At 49.6% G+C, this 19,554-nt stretch carries 16 protein-coding genes; 10 read left to right on the forward strand and 6 right to left on the reverse strand.

The genetic code is table 11. The annotated features are described in order from the left end of the window. The first annotated feature begins 137 nt into the window (after positions 1–137). A complete protein-coding gene (locus tag H6F93_RS24815) occupies positions 138–563 on the forward strand; it encodes a dioxygenase family protein (RefSeq protein ID WP_206755777.1) in 426 nt (141 codons plus the stop codon). On the opposite strand, the gene H6F93_RS24820 is transcribed toward H6F93_RS24815, so the two are convergent. Further along, a complete protein-coding gene (locus H6F93_RS24820; RefSeq protein WP_347277354.1) occupies positions 524–1,072 on the reverse strand; it encodes a peptidase C15 in 549 nt (182 codons plus the stop codon). The genes H6F93_RS24815 and H6F93_RS24820 overlap by 40 nt on opposite strands. Before the next feature lie 262 nt (positions 1,073–1,334). On the opposite strand from H6F93_RS24820, the gene hisH reads away from it, so the two are divergent. The 9 genes from hisH to H6F93_RS24870 all read left to right on the forward strand — a co-directional run bounded on the left by hisH (position 1,335) and on the right by H6F93_RS24870 (position 9,599). Beyond that, complete coding sequence (gene hisH / locus H6F93_RS24830) at positions 1,335–1,982, forward strand: imidazole glycerol phosphate synthase subunit HisH (protein ID WP_190686781.1); 648 nt, start codon at positions 1,335–1,337, stop codon at positions 1,980–1,982. Positions 1,983–2,229: 247 nt separating this feature from the next. Next, a complete protein-coding gene (locus H6F93_RS24835; RefSeq protein WP_190686785.1) occupies positions 2,230–3,852 on the forward strand; it encodes a GDSL-type esterase/lipase family protein in 1,623 nt (540 codons plus the stop codon). Between the two features lie 223 nt (positions 3,853–4,075). Beyond that, complete coding sequence (locus H6F93_RS24840; RefSeq protein ID WP_190642613.1) at positions 4,076–4,762, forward strand: V4R domain-containing protein; 687 nt, start codon at positions 4,076–4,078, stop codon at positions 4,760–4,762. After that, positions 4,759–5,097, forward strand: a complete 339-nt coding sequence (locus H6F93_RS24845; protein WP_190686789.1) for a hypothetical protein — start codon at positions 4,759–4,761, stop codon at positions 5,095–5,097. The genes H6F93_RS24840 and H6F93_RS24845 overlap by 4 nt, the downstream gene beginning before the upstream one ends. Positions 5,098–5,170: 73 nt before the next feature. Further along, complete coding sequence (locus tag H6F93_RS24850; protein ID WP_190686793.1) at positions 5,171–5,656, forward strand: bilin-binding protein; 486 nt, start codon at positions 5,171–5,173, stop codon at positions 5,654–5,656. Between the two features lie 15 nt (positions 5,657–5,671). Next, positions 5,672–6,325, forward strand: coding sequence for a V4R domain-containing protein (locus H6F93_RS24855; protein ID WP_190686796.1), 654 nt, complete (start codon positions 5,672–5,674; stop codon positions 6,323–6,325). A 206-nt stretch (positions 6,326–6,531) separates the two neighbouring features. Beyond that, positions 6,532–8,436: a protein kinase domain-containing protein gene (locus tag H6F93_RS24860; protein WP_190686799.1), complete on the forward strand. Its 1,905-nt coding sequence runs from the start codon at positions 6,532–6,534 to the stop codon at positions 8,434–8,436. Between the two features lie 49 nt (positions 8,437–8,485). After that, positions 8,486–9,199: an NnrU family protein gene (locus tag H6F93_RS24865; protein ID WP_190686978.1), complete on the forward strand. Its 714-nt coding sequence runs from the start codon at positions 8,486–8,488 to the stop codon at positions 9,197–9,199. 43 nt (positions 9,200–9,242) lie between these two features. After that, positions 9,243–9,599, forward strand: coding sequence for a thioredoxin family protein (locus tag H6F93_RS24870; RefSeq protein WP_190642618.1), 357 nt, complete (start codon positions 9,243–9,245; stop codon positions 9,597–9,599). On the opposite strand, the gene recJ is transcribed toward H6F93_RS24870, so the two are convergent. From recJ to H6F93_RS24895, 5 genes are all read right to left on the reverse strand, one after another. Continuing rightward, complete coding sequence (gene recJ / locus H6F93_RS24875) at positions 9,587–11,950, reverse strand: single-stranded-DNA-specific exonuclease RecJ (RefSeq protein WP_190686804.1); 2,364 nt, start codon at positions 11,948–11,950, stop codon at positions 9,587–9,589. The two genes, H6F93_RS24870 and recJ, sit on opposite strands and share 13 nt — an antisense overlap. 26 nt (positions 11,951–11,976) lie before the next feature. Next, positions 11,977–13,587 carry a rhomboid family protein gene (locus H6F93_RS24880; RefSeq protein ID WP_190686807.1) on the reverse strand — a complete coding sequence of 537 codons (1,611 nt, stop codon included), beginning with the start codon at positions 13,585–13,587 and terminating at the stop codon, positions 11,977–11,979. An 86-nt stretch (positions 13,588–13,673) separates the two neighbouring features. Continuing rightward, positions 13,674–15,254, reverse strand: coding sequence for a beta-barrel domain-containing protein (locus H6F93_RS24885; RefSeq protein ID WP_190686811.1), 1,581 nt, complete (start codon positions 15,252–15,254; stop codon positions 13,674–13,676). A 77-nt stretch (positions 15,255–15,331) separates the two neighbouring features. Next, entirely contained in the window at positions 15,332–18,319 is a 2,988-nt protein-coding gene (locus tag H6F93_RS24890) for a type I secretion system permease/ATPase (protein WP_190686814.1), read from the reverse strand. Continuing rightward, positions 18,316–19,083 (reverse strand): peptidylprolyl isomerase, encoded by a 768-nt coding sequence (locus H6F93_RS24895; protein WP_190642623.1) that lies wholly within the window; start codon positions 19,081–19,083, stop codon positions 18,316–18,318. Before H6F93_RS24895 ends, H6F93_RS24890 begins: the two co-directional genes overlap by 4 nt. Positions 19,084–19,554: the final 471 nt, after the last annotated feature.

Below are 19,554 nucleotides of genomic sequence, written 5' to 3' on the forward strand. Positions count from 1 at the left end.
CGTAATCACCTTGCCAGAGAGACAGAACACTTTACACCGTACTAGTGGTAGAAATAAGTTGTAAGAATTAGTACAATAAGAAGTTAAACAATCTGTAGCTAGGCTTGGATCATGGTGCCTGGACACCACTGATGCTGATGGATCCTGACGCTGATATTCCAGTTACGCAACTCTCACTTCAGCCGCATTTAGGGGCAGCACATCATCTCCGTCTAGGGGAAGCTCTGGCACCGTTGCGTCAGTCCGATGTGTTGATCGTGGCAAGTGGTGCCGCAACGCACAATCTACGTATGTTTGGCGCTTATCCATTTGAGGCATCTCCGCCCGAATGGGTTGCTCAGTTTGACGAATGGCTAACAGAAACCGTCACACACCAGCGCATTGATGACCTACCAGGCGGTCAACGTACTGCTCCTCATGCAGCTCAAAATCACCCCAGCGAAGAACACTTCTTGCCGCTATTTGTTGCAATGGGAGCAGGCGGTGCAGAAGCCAAAGCAACTCAATTGCATTCCAGCTTCACCTATGGGGTTTTTAGCATGTCAGCTTTTGCATTTACATAATGGGTTTCGCTGCGAACATACTCGACGATCGCTTGGAAGTCTTTGACAAGTTGTTGAGAATTCATTGAAGTCAAAACAGGGATATGAACAAAGATGCAGGGGCAGTCTAAACCAGCTTCCTGTAGATGTTTCAGCATCGCATGATAGAGTGCTTCGCAAACAAACTGTCCTGCATCATGACTGATTTCAGTAAACTCTAGTTCTGTGATTAGTTTCTCTAGATTGACTCTTGTATGGAGAATCGTTTCACCTTCGATCGCCCTTGACTCTACAGTCAATTTCTGCCGAAACTCTGCCATTCCACACAAGATTACAGCATCAGGTTGAAGCTGGTTAAAGTGAGCGATCGCCTGCTCCGGTGCCAATCGAAAATCAACTGGAAGCTGCCTCAAAAAATGCAAACCTGTTGAAGGATAATTTTGCTGAATTTCTACCAGCAAATCATCTGATGCATTCGATTGCTGATGCGCCATCCAGGTCGTAAAAGAAGTGAGTAGAATTTGAGTCACAGAGATTTCTGAGAAAGACTAAAAGCGTAAGCCTGACCATAAGAATATATCTATCTGAGTCTTACTTCTGCCACTGCTTCATCTGAGGTGCCATTATGCCGTCTCTATTTCCGGGAATGAACCCTTGTCTAGAAACCCTGACCTATGGTCTGAAGTTCATAATCAATTAATCGTGGCGATCGCTGACACCGCTGCCCCACTTCTTTCGCGGTGACCGTCAAACGAGTAGGATGAAGGAAGCCACCACTTCCAGGAGCAGGAAATGACTGTTATTGCCGTTGTCGATTACGACATGGGAAACTTGCACTCTGCCTGCAAAGGCTTAGAGAAAGCAGGTGCAACCCCCCAAATTACCGATTCCGCTCAAGAGTTAGAACGAGCTGATGCAGTCGTTTTACCGGGAGTAGGCGCATTTGATCCGGCAATTCAACATTTGCGATCGCGCGATTTAATTCAACCGATCAAAGACATCATCGCTAGCGGCAAACCCTTCCTGGGAATTTGTTTAGGCTTACAAATTCTTCTAGAAAACAGCGAAGAAGGTCACGAACCAGGTCTAGGAGTAATTGCTGGAACTGTGCGTCGCTTTCGCTCAGAACCAGGTATTACCATTCCTCACATGGGTTGGAATCAACTCCAGTTCACCCAGACTAATCTTCCATTCTGGCAGCAGCTTCCCGCTGACCCCTGGGCATATTTCGTCCACTCTTATTACGCTGACCCGACTGACTCTACAGTCACCGCAGCAATGATCACGCATGGTAGTCAAACAGTGACTGCGGCGATCGCCCACAATAACTTGATGGCGACCCAATTTCACCCCGAAAAATCTTCAACTAGCGGATTGCAAATCCTCTCTAACTTCGTCACCCACGTCAACAGCCTGCAATTCGCAACAGCCCATAGCTAAAAATCCTTTCCTTATCCTTCATTCCCTACCCTTCATCCTTTTCTCACCAAAGCCCAAATAGCTTGAAAGCTCAGTAAAGATCTCCTTTGTTCAGTAGTGCTACCTAGATATAGCCGTTAACGTAGAACCCGACAAACCCATCAAAGTAGCGCTTTAGAAACTATCTTCTGCCTACGGGGAAGCGGTGCAGTGATATCTGTTCCGTCAGCTTCAGCATGACAATCCATGACTATTACAAGGCAGCAAAATGGCAAGGATAACGGGTAACTCCAGGAATAACGGGATTAGAGGCACCAACGGAAACGATCAACTTTTCGGGCTAGGTGGCAACGACAGATTATTAGGATTACTCGGGAACGATTCGCTTGATGGTGGCATCGGTAGAGATGCTCTGATTGGTGGCTTGGGTAATGATGCTTACGTAGTAGACAGCCAAAGCGATCGCGTCGTTGAAGAAGCAAATGAGGGGATAGATTTAATCAGATCTACGGTCAGCCTGCAACTGCCTGATCACGTTGAAACCCTTGCTCTACAAGGAAGAAATTCGTTAAACGGTGTTGGTAACAGCTTAAACAATAGAATCCTGGGTAATGCAGGGCACAACTCACTGAATGGCGGCGCTGGCAATGATTCTCTGGATGGTAGAGACGGCAATGACACGCTGACTGGAGGCACTGGTAGAAATACCCTGAATGGCGGTACGGGAATAGATACTGCTAGTTATGCCGGGTCAACTTATCGCATTTCTGCCAACCTGAGCACTGGAAGTGCCAGCCGCATCATCTCAGTTTTGCCGCTGGGAGACTCAATTACCTCCGGTGAACATACAAATCGGGTCGCAGGAGCCTATCGCACTCAGCTGGAAGATCGATTTATTGGCGATCGCTTTGCCGTTGATCTAGTCGGTTCAAGATCTGACGGTCCCAGCGACTTAAGGGACAAAGACCACGAGGGTAACCCTGGACTAAGAATTAGCCAGATTACCAATATCGTGGATGATTCTGAGTATTTTGAAACTTACAGTCCTGATATTATTCTTCTGCAAATTGGCACCAACGACACCAACGTCACTAACAACCGACCACTCGACCAAATGAAGGCAGACTTGGGTGAGCTGATTGATCAGATTACCAGCCGATCGCCCAACGCCAGACTGGTCATATCCACCGTCACACCCGTTACAAACTCATCTCGAAATGCTCGCTTGCAGGACTTCAACGAAGCCATTCCAGATTTGGTCAGTGCTAAAGCTGCTCAAGGTAAGCGAGTTACGTTTGTGAATGCAGGAGGTTCCTTAAACCTAGGTGACATTGGCAGTGATGGCATTCACCCCACCAAAGCAGGTTACGACAAATTGGGAGATACCTGGTATGCCCGACTATCTAACCAAGGCGTTCTTTCTTCTTTTAACAGTCGCGATCGCTTAACCAACATAGAGAACCTGACTGGCTCATCCTTTGACGACGAATTAACTGGAAACAGTGGCGCAAATGTTCTCACGGGAGGTGCTGGAAGTGACCTGCTAAGAGGAGCAGGAGGAGCAGATACCTTTGCTTACAAGTTCGCCAGTCAGGGTAGAGATACCATCACCGACTTTGGTAGAGATGACCTGCTGCAAATTTCGGCTTCAGGATTTGGCGGCGGTTTGCGACGGGGAGTTAGCTTGCGTGGCACCGCATCTGCAACCGGAGCCTTCATCAGCGGCAGTAATCCCACATCTGTCGGGACGAGTGCCAACTTCCTATATAACACCAGCAGTGGTTTGCTTAGTTTTGATCGCGATGGCGTAGGCAGTGGGTCAGCGGTCGCGATCGCCACCCTCTCCGGCACTCCCTCCCTCAGCCGCAGCCAGTTTAGGATTGTTGCCTAGCGCCATCCATTGACGCTGCGGATTCAGGTTCACAAAAATCTACGGATACTTGTCCGTTAGATTCACCAAATCGGGGGAATATTGAAGACAAGAGTAACCCAAGGGGAGCAAACCAGTAGATTTGCGCTTGGCCGTTTCAGTCAATTTTCCTATAGGAAGTAGCATCTATTTACCTGAGTTACTCAAGCTCTCATCGATACTCAACCCAGTCAAGAGAACTCCTATGGTGACGGTGACCCAACCTCCTCAAAATCTGCCCAAATCAAAAAACTCTAGAAAACACAACCACTATGGGTTCCGTGATTTCTTCCAATTCGACCCTGACAAGGGCACGATCACAGACTGGAACGGCAGTCAAAACATTTTCACCACCGAGGATTTCATCATCGGGCTGGTTGAAGGACTGGAAGAAGAAGTGGGTGATGCCTCCGCAGCTACGATGTACACGATTGGCTGTGAATGGGGTCAAAAAGATGCTTTCTTCTTCGAGAAGTGGTTTGAGAAAGAATATGACCGCACTGTTCGTCAAACCAATTTGCTCTTTCTCTTAGAAACCTGGTGGTGGCCCTTCACCTCTCAAGGTTGGGGACGCTGGGAGGTAGATATGGGCGATCGCAAACAAGGCTTCATGTTTATCAATATCTTTGATTCTGCTGTTGCTCGTACCCTAGGAGACGTAGGTAAGCCGGTCTGCCACATCTACGCCGGACTATTTGCCGGTTTCTTCACCGAACTCGTCAAAAAACAGCTTGGTTGCATCGAGATTCAGTGCTACTCAATGGGCGAAACTTACTGCAAATTCCTCCTAGGCAGCCAAGATCGGATTGATGCAGCCTCCTTCTGGCTTAACGAAGGCGCAACAGCTAGAGACATCGAGAAGCGTCTGCGGGGTGGAGAACTGTTGAGATGAGCAATGCAGCAGTAGCACACACCAACGGAAAGACCAATGGGATGAATGGTGGGATGAATGGTTCTACCCCAACTTCAAAACCTTGGTTGCAGCAAACCGTCCATCAGTTTTTCACCGCCTTCAACTGGGAAGGACATTCACCAGAGGTACAAGAACTCAAGCTCACTGCTCTACACGGCAACGACGCATCACTGAGCTTGACCCTAACTGTTAGTCAATTCTTCGGCGCGATCGCCTGGGACGGCAACGCGATCGCCACTACGCCCACCCCAGCAACCTCTACCCCATCATCCAACGAAGACTTCACCTTAGAAGATTTCTCTGACCTCTTCTAAAGTTCAATACAACTTCCCAACCCTAGCCATTCACCTTCCAATTTTCCTTCATCCCTCATCACTTCTCTCCGCCATGCATCCACAACTTGAAGCCATTTTTGATGAAGCAGAGAATCGTTATCTCAAGCCCGAGGAACTTAACCTTCTAGGTGAATACGTAGACTCTCTCCCTGAGCGGCTAGAAGCCTATCGCAACTTGCGCGATCGCGAACTCAAAATCATGCAGTCGGTCGCAGATCAGCTTCAGTTAGAACTGCCTCAGCAAAAAGTTGAGATGCTGGAACGCAGTATCAAAAATGCGCTGCTGCTGCTTCGCTACTGCGCGATGGGAATGCTACTCAACGATGAAACATTCGTCAAAGAACGGTTGTTGGGCTGGTTGAGCCAAACGATTCAGGTTTACGACACCCGCTCCATAGACGCAGTGTTATACCGACTCCTCAATCAGCGTCTCAAGCAAGCCCTAAATCCCAGGCACTTAACCCTACTAAGCCCCATGCTGCTGCTAGCGCAAAACACGCTCCAGCAGCCTGCAACTACTCCAACTCCGAACCTCTAATCCTCACCCAAAACCATGATTTCCGTTGCTGATTTACTAACAAATAACCGTATTCCCAGCAATTACTTCGCAACCGATGCCTATGTGCGGGGTGATCTGGAGTTAGGCTTGCTGGAAAATCGTCAGGGCGATCGCCTGCTGGCAATTCCTGAAACCCTGATCCAGGGCATCTATGCTGGATTAGAAAAGGAAACAGGACAAGCATCGCGGTTAGTGTTGTTTAACTGCGGTCGTTGGTGGGGTAAGAACTTCTACGTTCGCTTCTGTGAACAATTGACGGATTATTACAGCGTCTCACCTGCCGATATGGCGATGGTCGAGTTTCTCCAATCCTTGCAGCAATGTTGGATTACGCATGGCTGGGGCAAGATTGAGCTTGACCAAACCTACCAGCATCGTGGGTTTTTGGTCATTAAAACTTGGAACTCTCCCTTTGCTAAATTAGCTCCCCAAGGTAAACAGCCCAGTTGTTTCCTGGAAGCCGGAATCTTGAGTGCTTTCTTCAGTCAACTAACAGGACGAGAACTTCACTGCGTCCAGACGACCTGCGAGTCGCTTGAAGCCGACTGTAATCGGTTTGTCATCGGCTTGACTAAGCGTCTAGAGCCTGCTGAGACTCTAGTTACCAATCTGGAACACGAAGCTATAATGCAGCAAATTTCTGGCTAAACTAAACCTTCGTTGCTAAGCTTGCACCCAGGTACATCTACAAATATGTAAATATGGTTTGGTTGCAACTTCTACTCTAAGTTTTCTAGTTAAGCTTTAAAGCCTAAGTCTAAAAAGGTCGTACCGCTCGGAGTGTAGCCTCATCTGAGTCAAATTTCTATTAATTTTGTTAGGTTCTATAGACTAAGCTATAGAAAAATGTTGTTGTGTCCAGCCCAGTTGGAAGTGAGTTAAAGCGATCGAAGTATCGGCTCCTCGGATTGGTGGGGCAGGGGCAGTTTGGCCGGGTTTTCTGCGCCGTACACCGGCAGACAGGTCGCTTGGTAGCGCTGAAAAATCTAGAGCATCAGCGATTTCCAACGCACAAGTTTCTGCGCGAACTGCGATTTTTGCTGAGTTTGCAGCACGAAAACATTGTTACCTGTCAAGCCTTGGAGCACACTCGTACAGGGCGCTACTTGGTGATGGATTATTGCGAAGGCGGCACCCTTCGCAACCTGATGGTGGGAGATAGCTTCCTGAATTTGCCGCAAAGCTTGAAGCTAGTGGCTGATATTTTGGCAGGGCTGGATCATGCTCATAGTCGGGGTATTGTCCACTGTGACATTAAGCCAGAGAACATTCTGCTGAATTTGCAACCTTCAGGCTGGACGGCACGAATTTCTGATTTTGGCATTGCTCGTCTCAATCAGGAATTGGTTGAGCAGGGAACGGGCAATACGGGTTCACCTGCTTATATGGCTCCAGAGCGATTCTACGGGCAATATTCGCCTGCCTCTGACCTTTACTCAGTAGGTATTTTGCTGTTTGAACTGATTACTGGGCACCGCCCGTTTTCAGGTACTCCAACAGAGTTGATGTCGGCTCATTTGAATCATCCCTTAAAGTTGCCTGACTCCATCCCACCTGCGTGGCAGCCAATTCTGATTACTTCGTTGCAAAAGCTATCGGCTCGACGGTTTCGCTCAGCAGCAGAGATGCTGTCTGCTTTACAGATTGTTGCAATGGAGCAAGGGTTTGGTTCTTTGCTGGAATCGCAGGCAAACGTGCCATTGCTGCAACCGAAGCGACCTGCTCCGGTTTGTGAATTTGGCTATCAGCAGTGTGAGCCACTGCCGCACCCGATCGCCCAGTTGTCGCTGGCTCCACAGTCCAACACACCATTACAGCGCTCGCACTCTATTCCACTGGCAAATCTTTGTTGGACGACGGGCACTCAGGTTGCTCATCAACTGCTCCCTGCTGACACTTTGATTAGCGCAGGTGATTTGCGGCAGACCTGGCACACGATTCTGCCTTCACCCGTGCGAAATTTATGGCTTCATTCTCAAGGTTGTTTTGCGGTCACATCCGAGGCAGTTTATTTTCTCCCTTTGTTTAATCAGGCAGCGCACCCTACGCCGCAACTCGTAACTGTGCCAAGTCAAGATTTTGTTGCTGCTGCCAAAGGGAACTGGTTGGCGACTTTGACTACTCCTACTGATGCCGAGTTCAATACTTTGGAATTTTGGCATCTTTCGGAGATGGACTTTAAATTCAAGCCACCTACTCAACCTATCAAGCTAGCGCTCAAAGGACATCCTTCTAGTATTAGGTTGATTGCGCTGGATTCTCGTCATGTCGTAGTTGCTTCTGGTTTGCCGTCTCGAACGATGTCGCTGTTTCCAAATTCAAAACAGCATTCTTCAGCGACCTTGATTGAAGGGTTTACGCGCCGGGGCAATCGTCTCGGTTCTCTCGTTGTGCCTGTGCCGATAGGACAGGTTATTGCAACTTCTGTCCCTTATCAACTGCTAGCAACTGATTTGTGCAATCCTCAGTCTGTATTGCTGATTGACCTGAAACCCTTCAGAATTACACGGCTCGGAGTTGAAATTGTGCCTGAACTTTTGCTGGCTACTCGTTGGGGCTACATTTTGGCAGATAGCCAGGGGCAAATTGTACTTCTAGACCGTGAAGGGCAGCAAATTAGCCGGATTGGTGGACTAGCTCCCATTACTGCGATCGCCCCGTTCAACCAAAGTAATCTCCTGGTTGCTACCTGGGACGGTAACCAAGGCAATCTCTATACCGTTGATCTCATGCAGCTAGACATCGATTTATTGTTTTAGAGTATACGTTAGTGCTTGATACATCGCGGATAGGTGTCTGTTAGTGGCTATGTCTAATGAATGGCTAACGCCCAGTCATTTTGTGATTTTGGGGCTATTGTTTGGTTTTGCGATCGCCCATAGTGGTTTGGCGGCATTGCGCCCTCGTGCTGAGAAACTAGTTGGTGCAAGGCTCTACCGCGTTTTTTTTGCGCTGGTTAGTTTGCCCTTGGCAACAGTTCTGATTATTTACTTTATTAATCACCGCTATGACGGGTTACAGCTTTGGCAATTGCAGGGCATTCCCGGTGTAGAAATTGCTGTATGGACACTTTCGGCAATTTCTTTTATCTTTCTCTACCCAGCAACTTTTAATTTGCTGGAAATTGCGGCAATTCAAAAACCCCAGGTGCATCTGTTTGAAACCGGAATTATTCGGATTACTCGCCACCCTCAAATGGTTGGACAGGTAATTTGGTGTGTCGCCCATGCCCTTTGGCTAGGTACGACGTTTATGCTGGTTACATCGGCTGGGCTAATTTTGCATCATCTATTTGGTGTATGGCATGGCGATCGCCGTCTACAGGCCCGCTACGGCGAATCTTTTGAAACCTTAAAATCTCGAACTTCGATTATGCCCTTTTTGGCAATTTTTCAAGGGCGGCAAACCCTTGATATTAAAGAGTTCCTTAAGCCTGCATACGTGGGTATAGTAGTTTTTGTGCTGTTACTTTGGTGGGCACATCCAATTTTGATCCGTGCGACAGGGAGCATAGGCTGGTAGCATGATCCCAAAGCGGATTTTAAACAAGAAATTTAGAGGGATCATGGTGCTAGCTGTTACTGAAAAAACATTTAAAGAAGAAGTTTTAACTGCCTCGACTCCTGTTGTGGTCAATTTCTGGGCCCCTTGGTGCGGACTGTGTCGCTTGATCAACCCAATGCTGATTAAGTGTCAAAGTGAATGCGGTGCTGAAATCAAGTTAGTAAGTATAAATGCAGATGAAAATCTAAAGCTAGCTAACACCTATCGGCTTACAACTCTGCCAACTGTCATCGTGTTTGCAGGCGGTAAGGTGCTGCATCGGCTAGATAAATTCCGTAATCGCGATGATCTGCGGATCGCTGCTGACGACCTGCAAATGACCTTGGATGCGATCACGAGCTATAGCTATACGGCTTGAGCTTGTCCAAGGCGCTCGGTTTGCTGAGCGACGGATTGAATCACGGGAAGGGGAATTTCGTAGAAATACTGCTGATGGAATTGCTCTTCCTGAACGGCTGAGAGAAATTGAGCGGTAACTTGGGTCGTTTGCTGGTCTGAGAGCGCCCCTTCTGTTGGTTGCCAGGTAATCTGAAAACCCTGGTCTGAGGAAGTCACCTCAAACCCCAGTGCTTTCAAACATTTGAACCCAATTTGAAGGCTGCGATCGCCGATCCCTAATTTTTCGTGAAGTTGCTTGCGAGTAGCGGTTTGTCCAGTACGGCTGAGGTACTTGGCAATTCCAACAAGCTGCTGCCAGATTTGGGAGGGTTGTTGCTGGCTGGGAGGGAGATAGGCGATCGCCAGCTTACGGTTTTCCTGTAGCGCTCTACGAAACCAAGATTGCATTTCAGTCCAGCTGCTGGGGCAGTGCGTTATTTTTAGCGGATTGTTGTCTAGCTCTAGCCCCTGTAGGTTTTTCCCTTGCCGCCAATCTAGAATCCAATTTGCCAGGACAGTGGCGTTAATTGGGCTGTCTCCAATGCGAGGGCGAAGAGCGATCAGTCGAATCTCATATCGCTTTTTGTAAGTGTTGTAGTCTAGCTCGGCAATTGCATCACACCGCTCGGGTGGAATTTCGTCTCGGTAATGCTCCCACCAAATTCCTGGAAAGCTTTGGTTGGTCGAATCATCACAAATATCAAACTCAGTTTTGATATAGCGAATTTTGCGCCCTTTCCAGTCCTTGATATTTTGGTTCCTGACATTTCTAAACCAGCAGTTTAGCAGGAGCAGCCTGGGAATTAGGTTTCCCATCCCATAAGGCTCTAGAAGCTTGATTTCCCGAAAGAGATCCTTGCCTAGTTCTGCCACTGTTACGGTCAGGTCAGCCCGAATAATAGCAGAAATGGACTCATTGCCAAACTGCTGCCGAAACTGGCGGTTAATCGCTTCAGTAAACAGAGGAAGGTTTTGAACGGTTAGACTCAATCCTGCTGCGTAGGGATGCCCACCAAAACTGGTTAGCAGGTGTGACTGCTCTTTAACTAACTGATATAGGTCAATTTGATTAACGGAACGGGCTGAACCCCTCGCGATCGCTCCTTCTGACGTAACTGATGTAACTGCTTCTAAGTCAGTAGATTCAGTGGTTAAAAGAATGGTGGGACGACCGTAGGTTTGAGCAATTTGACCTGCTACCAATCCCAGCACACCGACCGGCCATTGAGGATCAGCCAGTACAATTACGCTAGTGGTAGAGAGGTCAATTTGGGCTAAGCGGGCAGTCACTTGCTGCAGCAAGTCCTTTTGCAGGGCTTTGCGGCGGGCGTTAGCTAGCTCCGTTTCTTCTGCCAGGTAGCGACAGCGCTCTGCATCTTGGCTGGTCAGCAGTTCAACCCCAAATCGGGCATCTCCATGAATGCGACTGATCGCATTGATCCGAGGTCCAATGCCAAAGGAAATGTCGGTGGGGCGATCGCCACTGCGCTTACAAAGTTCTAAAAGCCGAGCAATTCCAGGGCGAGCAGGAGCAGCTTGAGTATTTTTTTGAAGCTGCTCAATGCCTCGTTGCGCCAGATAACGGCAGTCTCCTGTCAATTGAACCAAGTCGGCGATCAGCCCGATCGCGACCAAATCTAATAACCCTTCTAATAGGCGATCGGGGTTTGGTAGGGTCTGGTAGAGTGCTTCGATTAGCTTATAGCTAACTGCTACACCGGAGAGATGCGCTAGGGGATGCTCTGGGGGAAAGTAGCGGGGATTAATGATGGCGGTGACGGGAGGGCGATCGCTGGGCAAAGTGTGATGATCGGTGACAATCACATCGATGCCCAAGCTTTTGGCGTATTCGAGTTCAGGCAAATTAGTGCTACCCGTGTCACAGGTAACGATCAGGCGGCAGTTTTGCGCTGCCAGAGCATCAATTCCATGAACCGATAAGCCGTGCGACTCGGTCAGGCGATTGGGAATGAAGTAGGTAAGCTGCTTATCCTGTGGAAAGAATTGCCCCAAGCCATCCCACAGGACTGCCGTGGCGGTGATGCCGTCAGCGTCAAAGTCTCCCCAAATGGCGATCGCTTCTTCCTGTTCGTAAGCTTGCCGCAGCCGCTCAACTGCTCGATGCATTTCCTGCCCAAACTCAAACGGGCTAGTCGGCTGGTACAAATCGGGGTTAACAAAGCCTGCTACTTGCTCAGGATCTTGGATTCCTCGCTGCCAGAGCAGTTGAGCCGCATATCCTGATAGCCCGGCACCGCATTGATTGACCGCTTGCACAAAGGCAGTGGGCAATTCAGCGACGGGTTGGACTTGCCACTGAGGTTCAGGCATGACATACAGCTCTACTCAAGATTTACTCAGAATGTATCGACGTTGGGCTTTGTGACGGGGGTAGCGACCGCCAGGAGGCTACCGACTAGAAAACCTAGCCCTAAGCCCGAAATATGCCCGACAAAACTTACCTGTGGGGTTGCCAGGTCGAACACAATCTGTAGCCCAATGATAAACAAAACGGTTCTCAGGCGTTTTGCAGCAACTCTAGCTTTTTCTCGATACCAACCTTGCAGCAAAATCGCCCCGATCGCTCCTAGCAACCCCATGATTGCACCTGATGCCCCAACGACAATTTGATCTGAGGAACCTAGCTTGACCGCCAACCAGGAGACGATCAGCATGGAGCCTACACCGCTAAAGAAGTAAGCTAGCAAGAATTTTTTGCTGCCCAAAGAAGCTTCTGCAATCGTGCCAAGAAAATATAGCCCGACCATGTTCATTAGCAGGTGGGCAACACCATAGTGCAGGAAAGTTGCAGTAAGCAGTCGCCACCATTCCCCAGCAAAAACAACTGCTGGCACTAGCGCCCCGAGTTGACGAAGCGTCTCTAAATCTTCGCTGCCGCCCTGCCAGATTTCCACAGCAAAGATGGCTACATTTGCTGCAATTAAAGCGTAGGTTGCATAGGCTTGGCTTTTAAGAAATGCAGTGCCACCATACTTCGACTCTTGCTGGATATCTGTTGCAATGCGCGAAAGAACTTGCTGTGAGATTTGGCTCAGCGCTTGATCAGGATCAGCCAGAGGATGAGACAGTCTCCAGGCGATCGCATTCCTCAAAACTGCATTGCTGCGATCGCTCAGCGCCAATAGGCGTTGCCTTGCTTCAGAACCGTTTCCTGCTGCTAGTTCAGCCGTCGCCAACCAAAACTCACGAACGTTAGGCGGATGCGTTGCCAAAGCATCGTCAAAGACTTGTTGCACTTGCTCAGGCTGCCCCCCAAAAGCCAGGGCAAACATTCTTACTAGATTCAACGTGACGGGATCTGCGCGTCGGGGCGATCGCTGCTCAAACCGTTCCAACTCCTGAATCAACTGCTCCAGGTTCCCTGTCTCTCCTAAAGCGCGTAAATAACAAACAGCCAGGGTCGGTTCATTCAACGCTTTTTGCTGAAAGTTTTGCGCAACCCAACTCAGCAATTCGTCCCAACGGGCACTAATTCGATACAGCAAAGTTATAGCGGTTCGCCCCGTCAAAGTTTTGGTAGATCCGTAGCGATCAAAGATTTGACTTGCTTCTTCCAGCTTGCCTTGATGTCCTAGCTCCAGCCCCCGTAAGAGCTGCGGGTATTCAAACAGACCGTCAGTCGGGTGGAGCCAGCGCAGTCCCATTGCTAGCCTACGCGCTTGACTATACCGTTCTTGGGAAACCAAACGGTTGACTTGAGCAAACCCTACAATCGGCAGCAGGATCAACAATGCCCACAAACCGCCGCTGACAAAACCAGCCCAGCTAGGTGCAACGTAATATGCCCCAGCCAGCACCAACAGGATGATTGCTGAGACGATCACCCAACCGCGAGGCAAACGCGAGGCACGCAGCAGTAGCAGAATGCAGGAAAAGCTAACAAGCTGGATGAGGATGACGTTTAGATCCATAGGGCTGAGAAATAGGGCGATCGCACGGTTGAGCAATCATCTTGACCTAAAAATGAGAAAACTGGGGAGGAGGTTGACAAAATCCTCTCCCCAGTCAAAGGCTAAAATCCTGATTGAAGGGTTTAACGTACCGTTCTGAGGCTATTCACCTTGTCAGCAAATAGTTCCGTAAAGATGCTCATGACAGTACGCTGCCGTACTTTGATGTTAACCGTCACAGACATCCCTGATTGCAGTGCAATTTCTCGACCCCCAACATTAAGTGCCTGTTCCTCTAGCCGAATTTTGGCAGGGAAAGTGTAGAACGGTGTAATTTCAGTTGGAGGCAGTGCGTCTGAGCCGATCCAAATCAGTTCACCTTCGATGTCGCCAAATTCGCTGTAGGGGAAGGAGTCAATTCGGACGTCAACTTCCTGGTTTTCCCCTACAAAGCCGATATCTTGGTTGGTGATGGTGACTTTGGCAATGAGAGAGTCATCCGGCACAATTTTAAGAATGGGTTCAGGAGCACCCTGATTCACCACGCCTTGAATTTGAGTTTGTAGGTCAAAGACAACGCCGTCAACCGGGGCGCGAAGCTCCTGATATCTCAGGTTTAGTTCTGTTTGGCTAAGCTGACTGTCGATGTCGGCAATTTGCTTTTCGTTCTCAACGATCGCCTTGTTCAATTCACTGTTGATGGTCGCGATCTGCTTGTCGTTATCTGAGATGCGAGACAACAACTCGGTGCTGGAGACAGCCATTGTGTTTTGAAGCTGTTGTTGAGCCTCAGCTATTGCCAGCTCCAATCGTGCCTTCTCCTGAGCCAACCGATTGACTTCGGCTCGGGCATTGAGTACCTCTTGCTCCTGCCGAGTTTTTTGGAGCCGTCCGATTGCGCCTTCTTCCACGAGAGGCGCAATGTCGCCTAAAATTGCCTGGTCAATGGCTAGACTTTGTTGAGCCGCTGCTAGTTGAATGTCAACCTGGTTATATTCACGCTGACTCTGCAAAAGCTGTAGCTGTGCGGCTGCGGTACGAGAGTCAGCTTCAGCGGCGATCGCCTGAAGTCGTTCCTGCTGCTCAGGAGTTAGGTTAGCACCTGCGCTAGAGCCACGTAACTGTGACCGATACAAATTATTCTCTGCAACCAGAGCAGCCCGATTTTCGGTTAACGACAGAATTTCGGCAGGTAAATCAACGCCTTCATCGGGTGAAGCTTGAGTCGCACCGCTTAGTTGTGCTCGATAAAACCGAACTTCTTGGGCTAGAGAATTGCGAACTTGCTGAAGCGATCGCCGTTGTGCCTCGGCGGCGGTTGGGTCAAGACGTACCAACAGTTCTCCTTTTTCTACCCGCTGCCCATCTTCAACCAAAACCTCCTCAACCACACCGCCAACAGGCACTTCCACTTCCTGCACACTGCCCTGAGGTTCGAGTTTACCCGTTGCTGGCACAGCCTCTTCAATTTTGGCAACGGAAGCCCAGATCACAACGAAGGTTGTGACGCTGACAATTCCCCAAACAATAGCGCGTGACCAAACTGAGGTTTGCTGTAACACGACAGGCTGGTCAAATGCCTCAGTTCGAGTTGCCTGGTTGGTTCCTGAACCGTTTGCTTTTGCTTTAGGTTGAGCCGGAGCCGAGCCATTAGGAGAAGTCAGAGCAAACGACGGCTGAGTTTTAGCTCCGTTGTGTCCGTTGGTGGTGTGAGACTTAGTCATAGGGATTACTGGGTTGCGGTTGGCGGCAGAGTAGGTAAAGGCTGGAGTATGAGGAATAGAAGGTGAAGGGCAGACGATTAAAGCTCAGCTTCTTGCTGTTGATAGAGACAGTAATAGCGTCCTTTCAGTGCCATCAGTTCATCATGGGTGCCCAATTCGACGACCGCCCCTTTATCCATGAGTAGGATGTTGTCAGCATTTTTGATTGTGGTGAGACGGTGGGTAATGAAGAAAACTGTGCGTCCTCGGAAAGCTTCCGCTAGGTTCAGGCAGACTCGACGCTCGGAGTCGTAGTCTAGAGCGCTGGTCGCTTCGTCTAAAATCAGCATGCGTGGGTTTTGCAAGACGGTACGGGCGATCGCAATTCGCTGTCGCTGTCCACCCGATAGTGCCGAGCCCCGTTCTCCGACGCGGGTGTTGTAGCCATTCGGTAGACTCATGATAAATTCGTGGGCGGCAGCGACCTTGGCAGCTTCGATAATTTCTTCGGCTGAGGCATCTGGGCAGGTCAGGGCAATGTTTTCCTGAACCGAGCCGTCAAACAGCAGCGTATCCTGCGGCACGATACCGATTTGCCGTCTGAGCGAGTAAAGTTCCACTTTGCTGATGTCATACCCGTCGATCATGATCCGCCCTGATTCAAGGTCATAGAGGCGGGGTAAGAGTTTCATTAAGGTGCTTTTACCGGAACCGCTCTGCCCGACCACACCGACAAACACGCCTGCTGGAAACTCTACCTTGACGTTGCAAAGCTGGAGCGGACCACTGGGACCAAACCGGAAAGAAACATCATCAAACTCAACCGCTCCCTTGATTGCAGGCATGGGAATGTTCAGGCGATCGACTTCATTCGCTTCGGGAGCTGCATCTACGATGTCGCTTAAGCGTTCCAAAGACAAAGCCGTCTCCTGGAAGTTTTGCCAGAGTTGCGCTAGTCGCAACAGAGGGCTGGTAACGTATCCAGCGATGATGCGGAAAGCAATCAACTGACCGAGGGTGAGTTCTCCCTGAAGGACCAGGTAAGCCCCTACCCACAGCACCAACAGTCCAGACAGTTGGTTGAGGAAGTTGCTAGTTGATCCGGCAGTAGTTGAAGTGAGGACGGTTTTGAAGCCAGCACTGACGTAACGGGCATAACGCTGTTGCCACTGCCAGCGCGATCGCAACTCCATATTTTGCGCCTTCACCGTCTGAATGCCTGACACCACCTCCACCAGGTAGGACTGCGTTTCAGCGTTGCGCTCTGCTTTCACCCGAAGCTGCTGCCGAATCAGCGGCGAAGCCACCATCGCCAGCAAGACAAATAGTGGAATCGTTGCCAGCGACACCAGCGAGAGCAGCCAGCTGTAGATAAACATGACGACGATGTAAATCACCGAGAAGACGGCATCTAGCACCACCGTTAAAGCCGTTCCGGTAAGGAATTGGCGAATGTTTTCTAGCTCGTTGATCCGAGTTGCCAGTTCACCTACAGGTCGCCGTTCAAAATAACGCAGGGGTAAACGCAGTAGGTGGTCGATGATCTCAGAACCGAGTGTCATATCAATTCGGTTCGTTGTATCAACAAACAGGTAGGTTCGCAGACTGGTGAGAACTGCCTCAAACACTGCCAGAACTAGCAGGAAGACCCCCAACACCTGAAGCGTATCGACGCTGTTTTGCACGATCACCTTGTCGATGATCACCTGAATCATCAGCGGGTTTGCTAGAGCAAAAAGCTGCACAAAGAAGGAAGCAATAAACACTTCCAGCAGGACTTTACGATGCTTGTAGAGCGAGGGCAAGAACCATTTCAAGCTAAACCGCTGCTGGGGTGTTTGCTTGGTGGGTTTGAGCAGCAGGATCTGACCCTGTTCTCCCCAGGTTTCAGCGAAGTCGCTGGGTTTGCGCCGAATAATGCCAATTTCTGGCACCGCAATCACTAATTCTCGTTCGCTTGCCGCGTAGAGTAGGGCATAACTGTCCTGCCACTGAAATAAGGCTGGGGGTTCGAGACGACCGATCGCACTTGCAGGTGCGGTCACAAGCTGAGCATTTAGCCCCATTAATTCTGCAACTGCGCCACACAGATCGAGCGAAAGACTGCCGGTTCGCTCTACCTGGCTAACCAACACGCGCTGAATCACATCCTTGCGGAAAGGAATGTTGAGATGACGGCTGACCATTTGCAGGCAAGCCATCGTACTGTCGAGTGGACCACGCCCTCGCACAAAGGGATATTTATCTGGCTGTAAGGGTTTGGTACTGTTGGATCTAATGTGGGGGTCCGCTTCTTGCGGACGATCGGGCGCGTACGGAATCTCTAGTTCTTCGGTGATGATGGCTTCGACGTTGATCTCTTGAGGGATGCTAGAGTCAGTTAGCAATTCGTCAAAGTGCTGGAAGCCAACAATCCGTGCGGGTTCAGAACCTGTCACCTCAACGTAAGAGAGGTTGTCTTCGGGTTCAAGACGGCTACCAATCGGGAAACCCGCGATCGCCCCACCACCGCTGACCAACCAGAGCCGGTTATTACCCAACTGGCTCCAGGGAGTGATTCCCGGAGGCAAATTAGTCACGGCAGCATCCGGCAATACTTTTAGAGTCAGATCTTTGAGGATGGTATCGCCATTTGCCTGGCGATGCAGTTCTGCCCCGAGCAGGTCAAAGGCTTCAACGGATTGGCACTGCGTCTGGAAATAGGCAGCGACGATCGGCTGCTCTTCTATCAGGGCCAGAAAATTTGCAGCAGGTAGTGTCAGGCAAATCGTTTCAACGGAGGCGATCGCTGTCTCACAAGGTACGCCGCGCACCAACCCAACCCAGCCCAGAACTGCTCCAGGCTGCGCCAGTTCTAGGGTGACCGGGCGTTGAGTGCGAGGATCATAGGCTAGTGAGCGAGCCTGACCTTGATAGAGAATGGCAACCTGGGCTGGCATCTTATCGCGTACCAGAATTGCCTGCCCCATTCGATAGCGCAGGAGTTGAAACTGGCTCGCCAGTACCCCAAGCTCAAAGGGCGGCAGCTTATCAAACGGGGTAACGGTCGAGAGAAATTCTTGAACGGAGGTTTTGGTATAAGTCATGGGGCAACAGGAGTTGCGTTATCGCTGGGGGACGAAGAACCGGAGGAAAGGGAACCTAACTGAGCTAGCTGCTCTTGCAGCCAAGTGGTAAAGCATTCGTTTAACAAACGGCGACGCATCGGGTCGTCTAGCTGGGCGGGGATAAATTTCTCTAGCCGGACAATCACTAGCCACTCGCCTACTCGCGTCGGTGCCCACAGTTGACCGGGTTGGCTAACTGAGAGCATTTGGGCAAGCGTTGGGTGAGGCACACTTAGCTCTACCGGTCCGATCATGCCGTCTGTTTGAGCTTCTGGACCTTGTGAGTAATCACGGGCCAATTCGGCAAAGGATTGTTCTCCCTCTAACACTCGAAAGTAAAGCTCTTGAGCGATTCCCAAATCTTGAGTACGAATCAGGGAGTAAATGACTCGGTCAAGCTGTCCTTTACGCGTCAAAAAATAGGATTCTAGCTTTGGACCCCAAGTCGCTTGCTTAAACTTCTCGACCCTCAACCCTCGGGTTGCTAAGGCTTCTAGCTGTTCCTGGGTCATGCCATAACGCCCTAACCACGCTTTTAACGCTTCTTCAGAATTAATCTGGTTTTGGGCGTAAAACTGTTCGCAAGCAGTGGTCTTCTCTTCGTCAGTGCAGGTGATGCGAGCGATCGCCTGTTCGATGAGAAGTTCCTGAAGAAACTGTGGCAGCATTTGGTAGCCTGCTAACAGCGACAGGAGTTCTTCAGCTTCAATAGAGCGATCCCCAACTTTTAGAACTACAGTCATTTCAGCAAGTCTCTTAGAGGTTTTGTCTTAGAGGGGGTATTCTAGAAATCTTGTTTCAGAGATCTAGGATCAATCTCAGTGCTTAGCTTGCCCAAAAGTTCATTCTGATTCTAAATCAGTGCCTAAAGGCGTTAGGAACACGTTAATAATCTCTACCTAAATTGCTCTTTCAAGCTAGCTGCTGATTAGCGTCTTGTAAGTATGAATAAGTAAGAAGTAGAGATAGCCTTACCTTTTCTAATACTTATTCTGACTATTTCTGACTTTGCTCCAACTACTGGAATTTCGGATGAGCTAGGCTAACCTAATCCTGACTAAACTCAAACACACTAGTTCCTCGTCGTATAAAAAATTGACAATCGCAACAGCTATACCTTAAGCAAACATCCTAAATATTGATTGATGGAGCTGGACAGAGCGAAACGAGCCTATCTGCACGTCAGATGGCTCTCCTGAGAATAGGGCAGATTT

It is taken from the genome of Leptolyngbya sp. FACHB-671, from assembly GCF_014695745.1.
Classification (GTDB): Bacteria; Cyanobacteriota; Cyanobacteriia; order Elainellales; family Elainellaceae; genus JAAUTN01.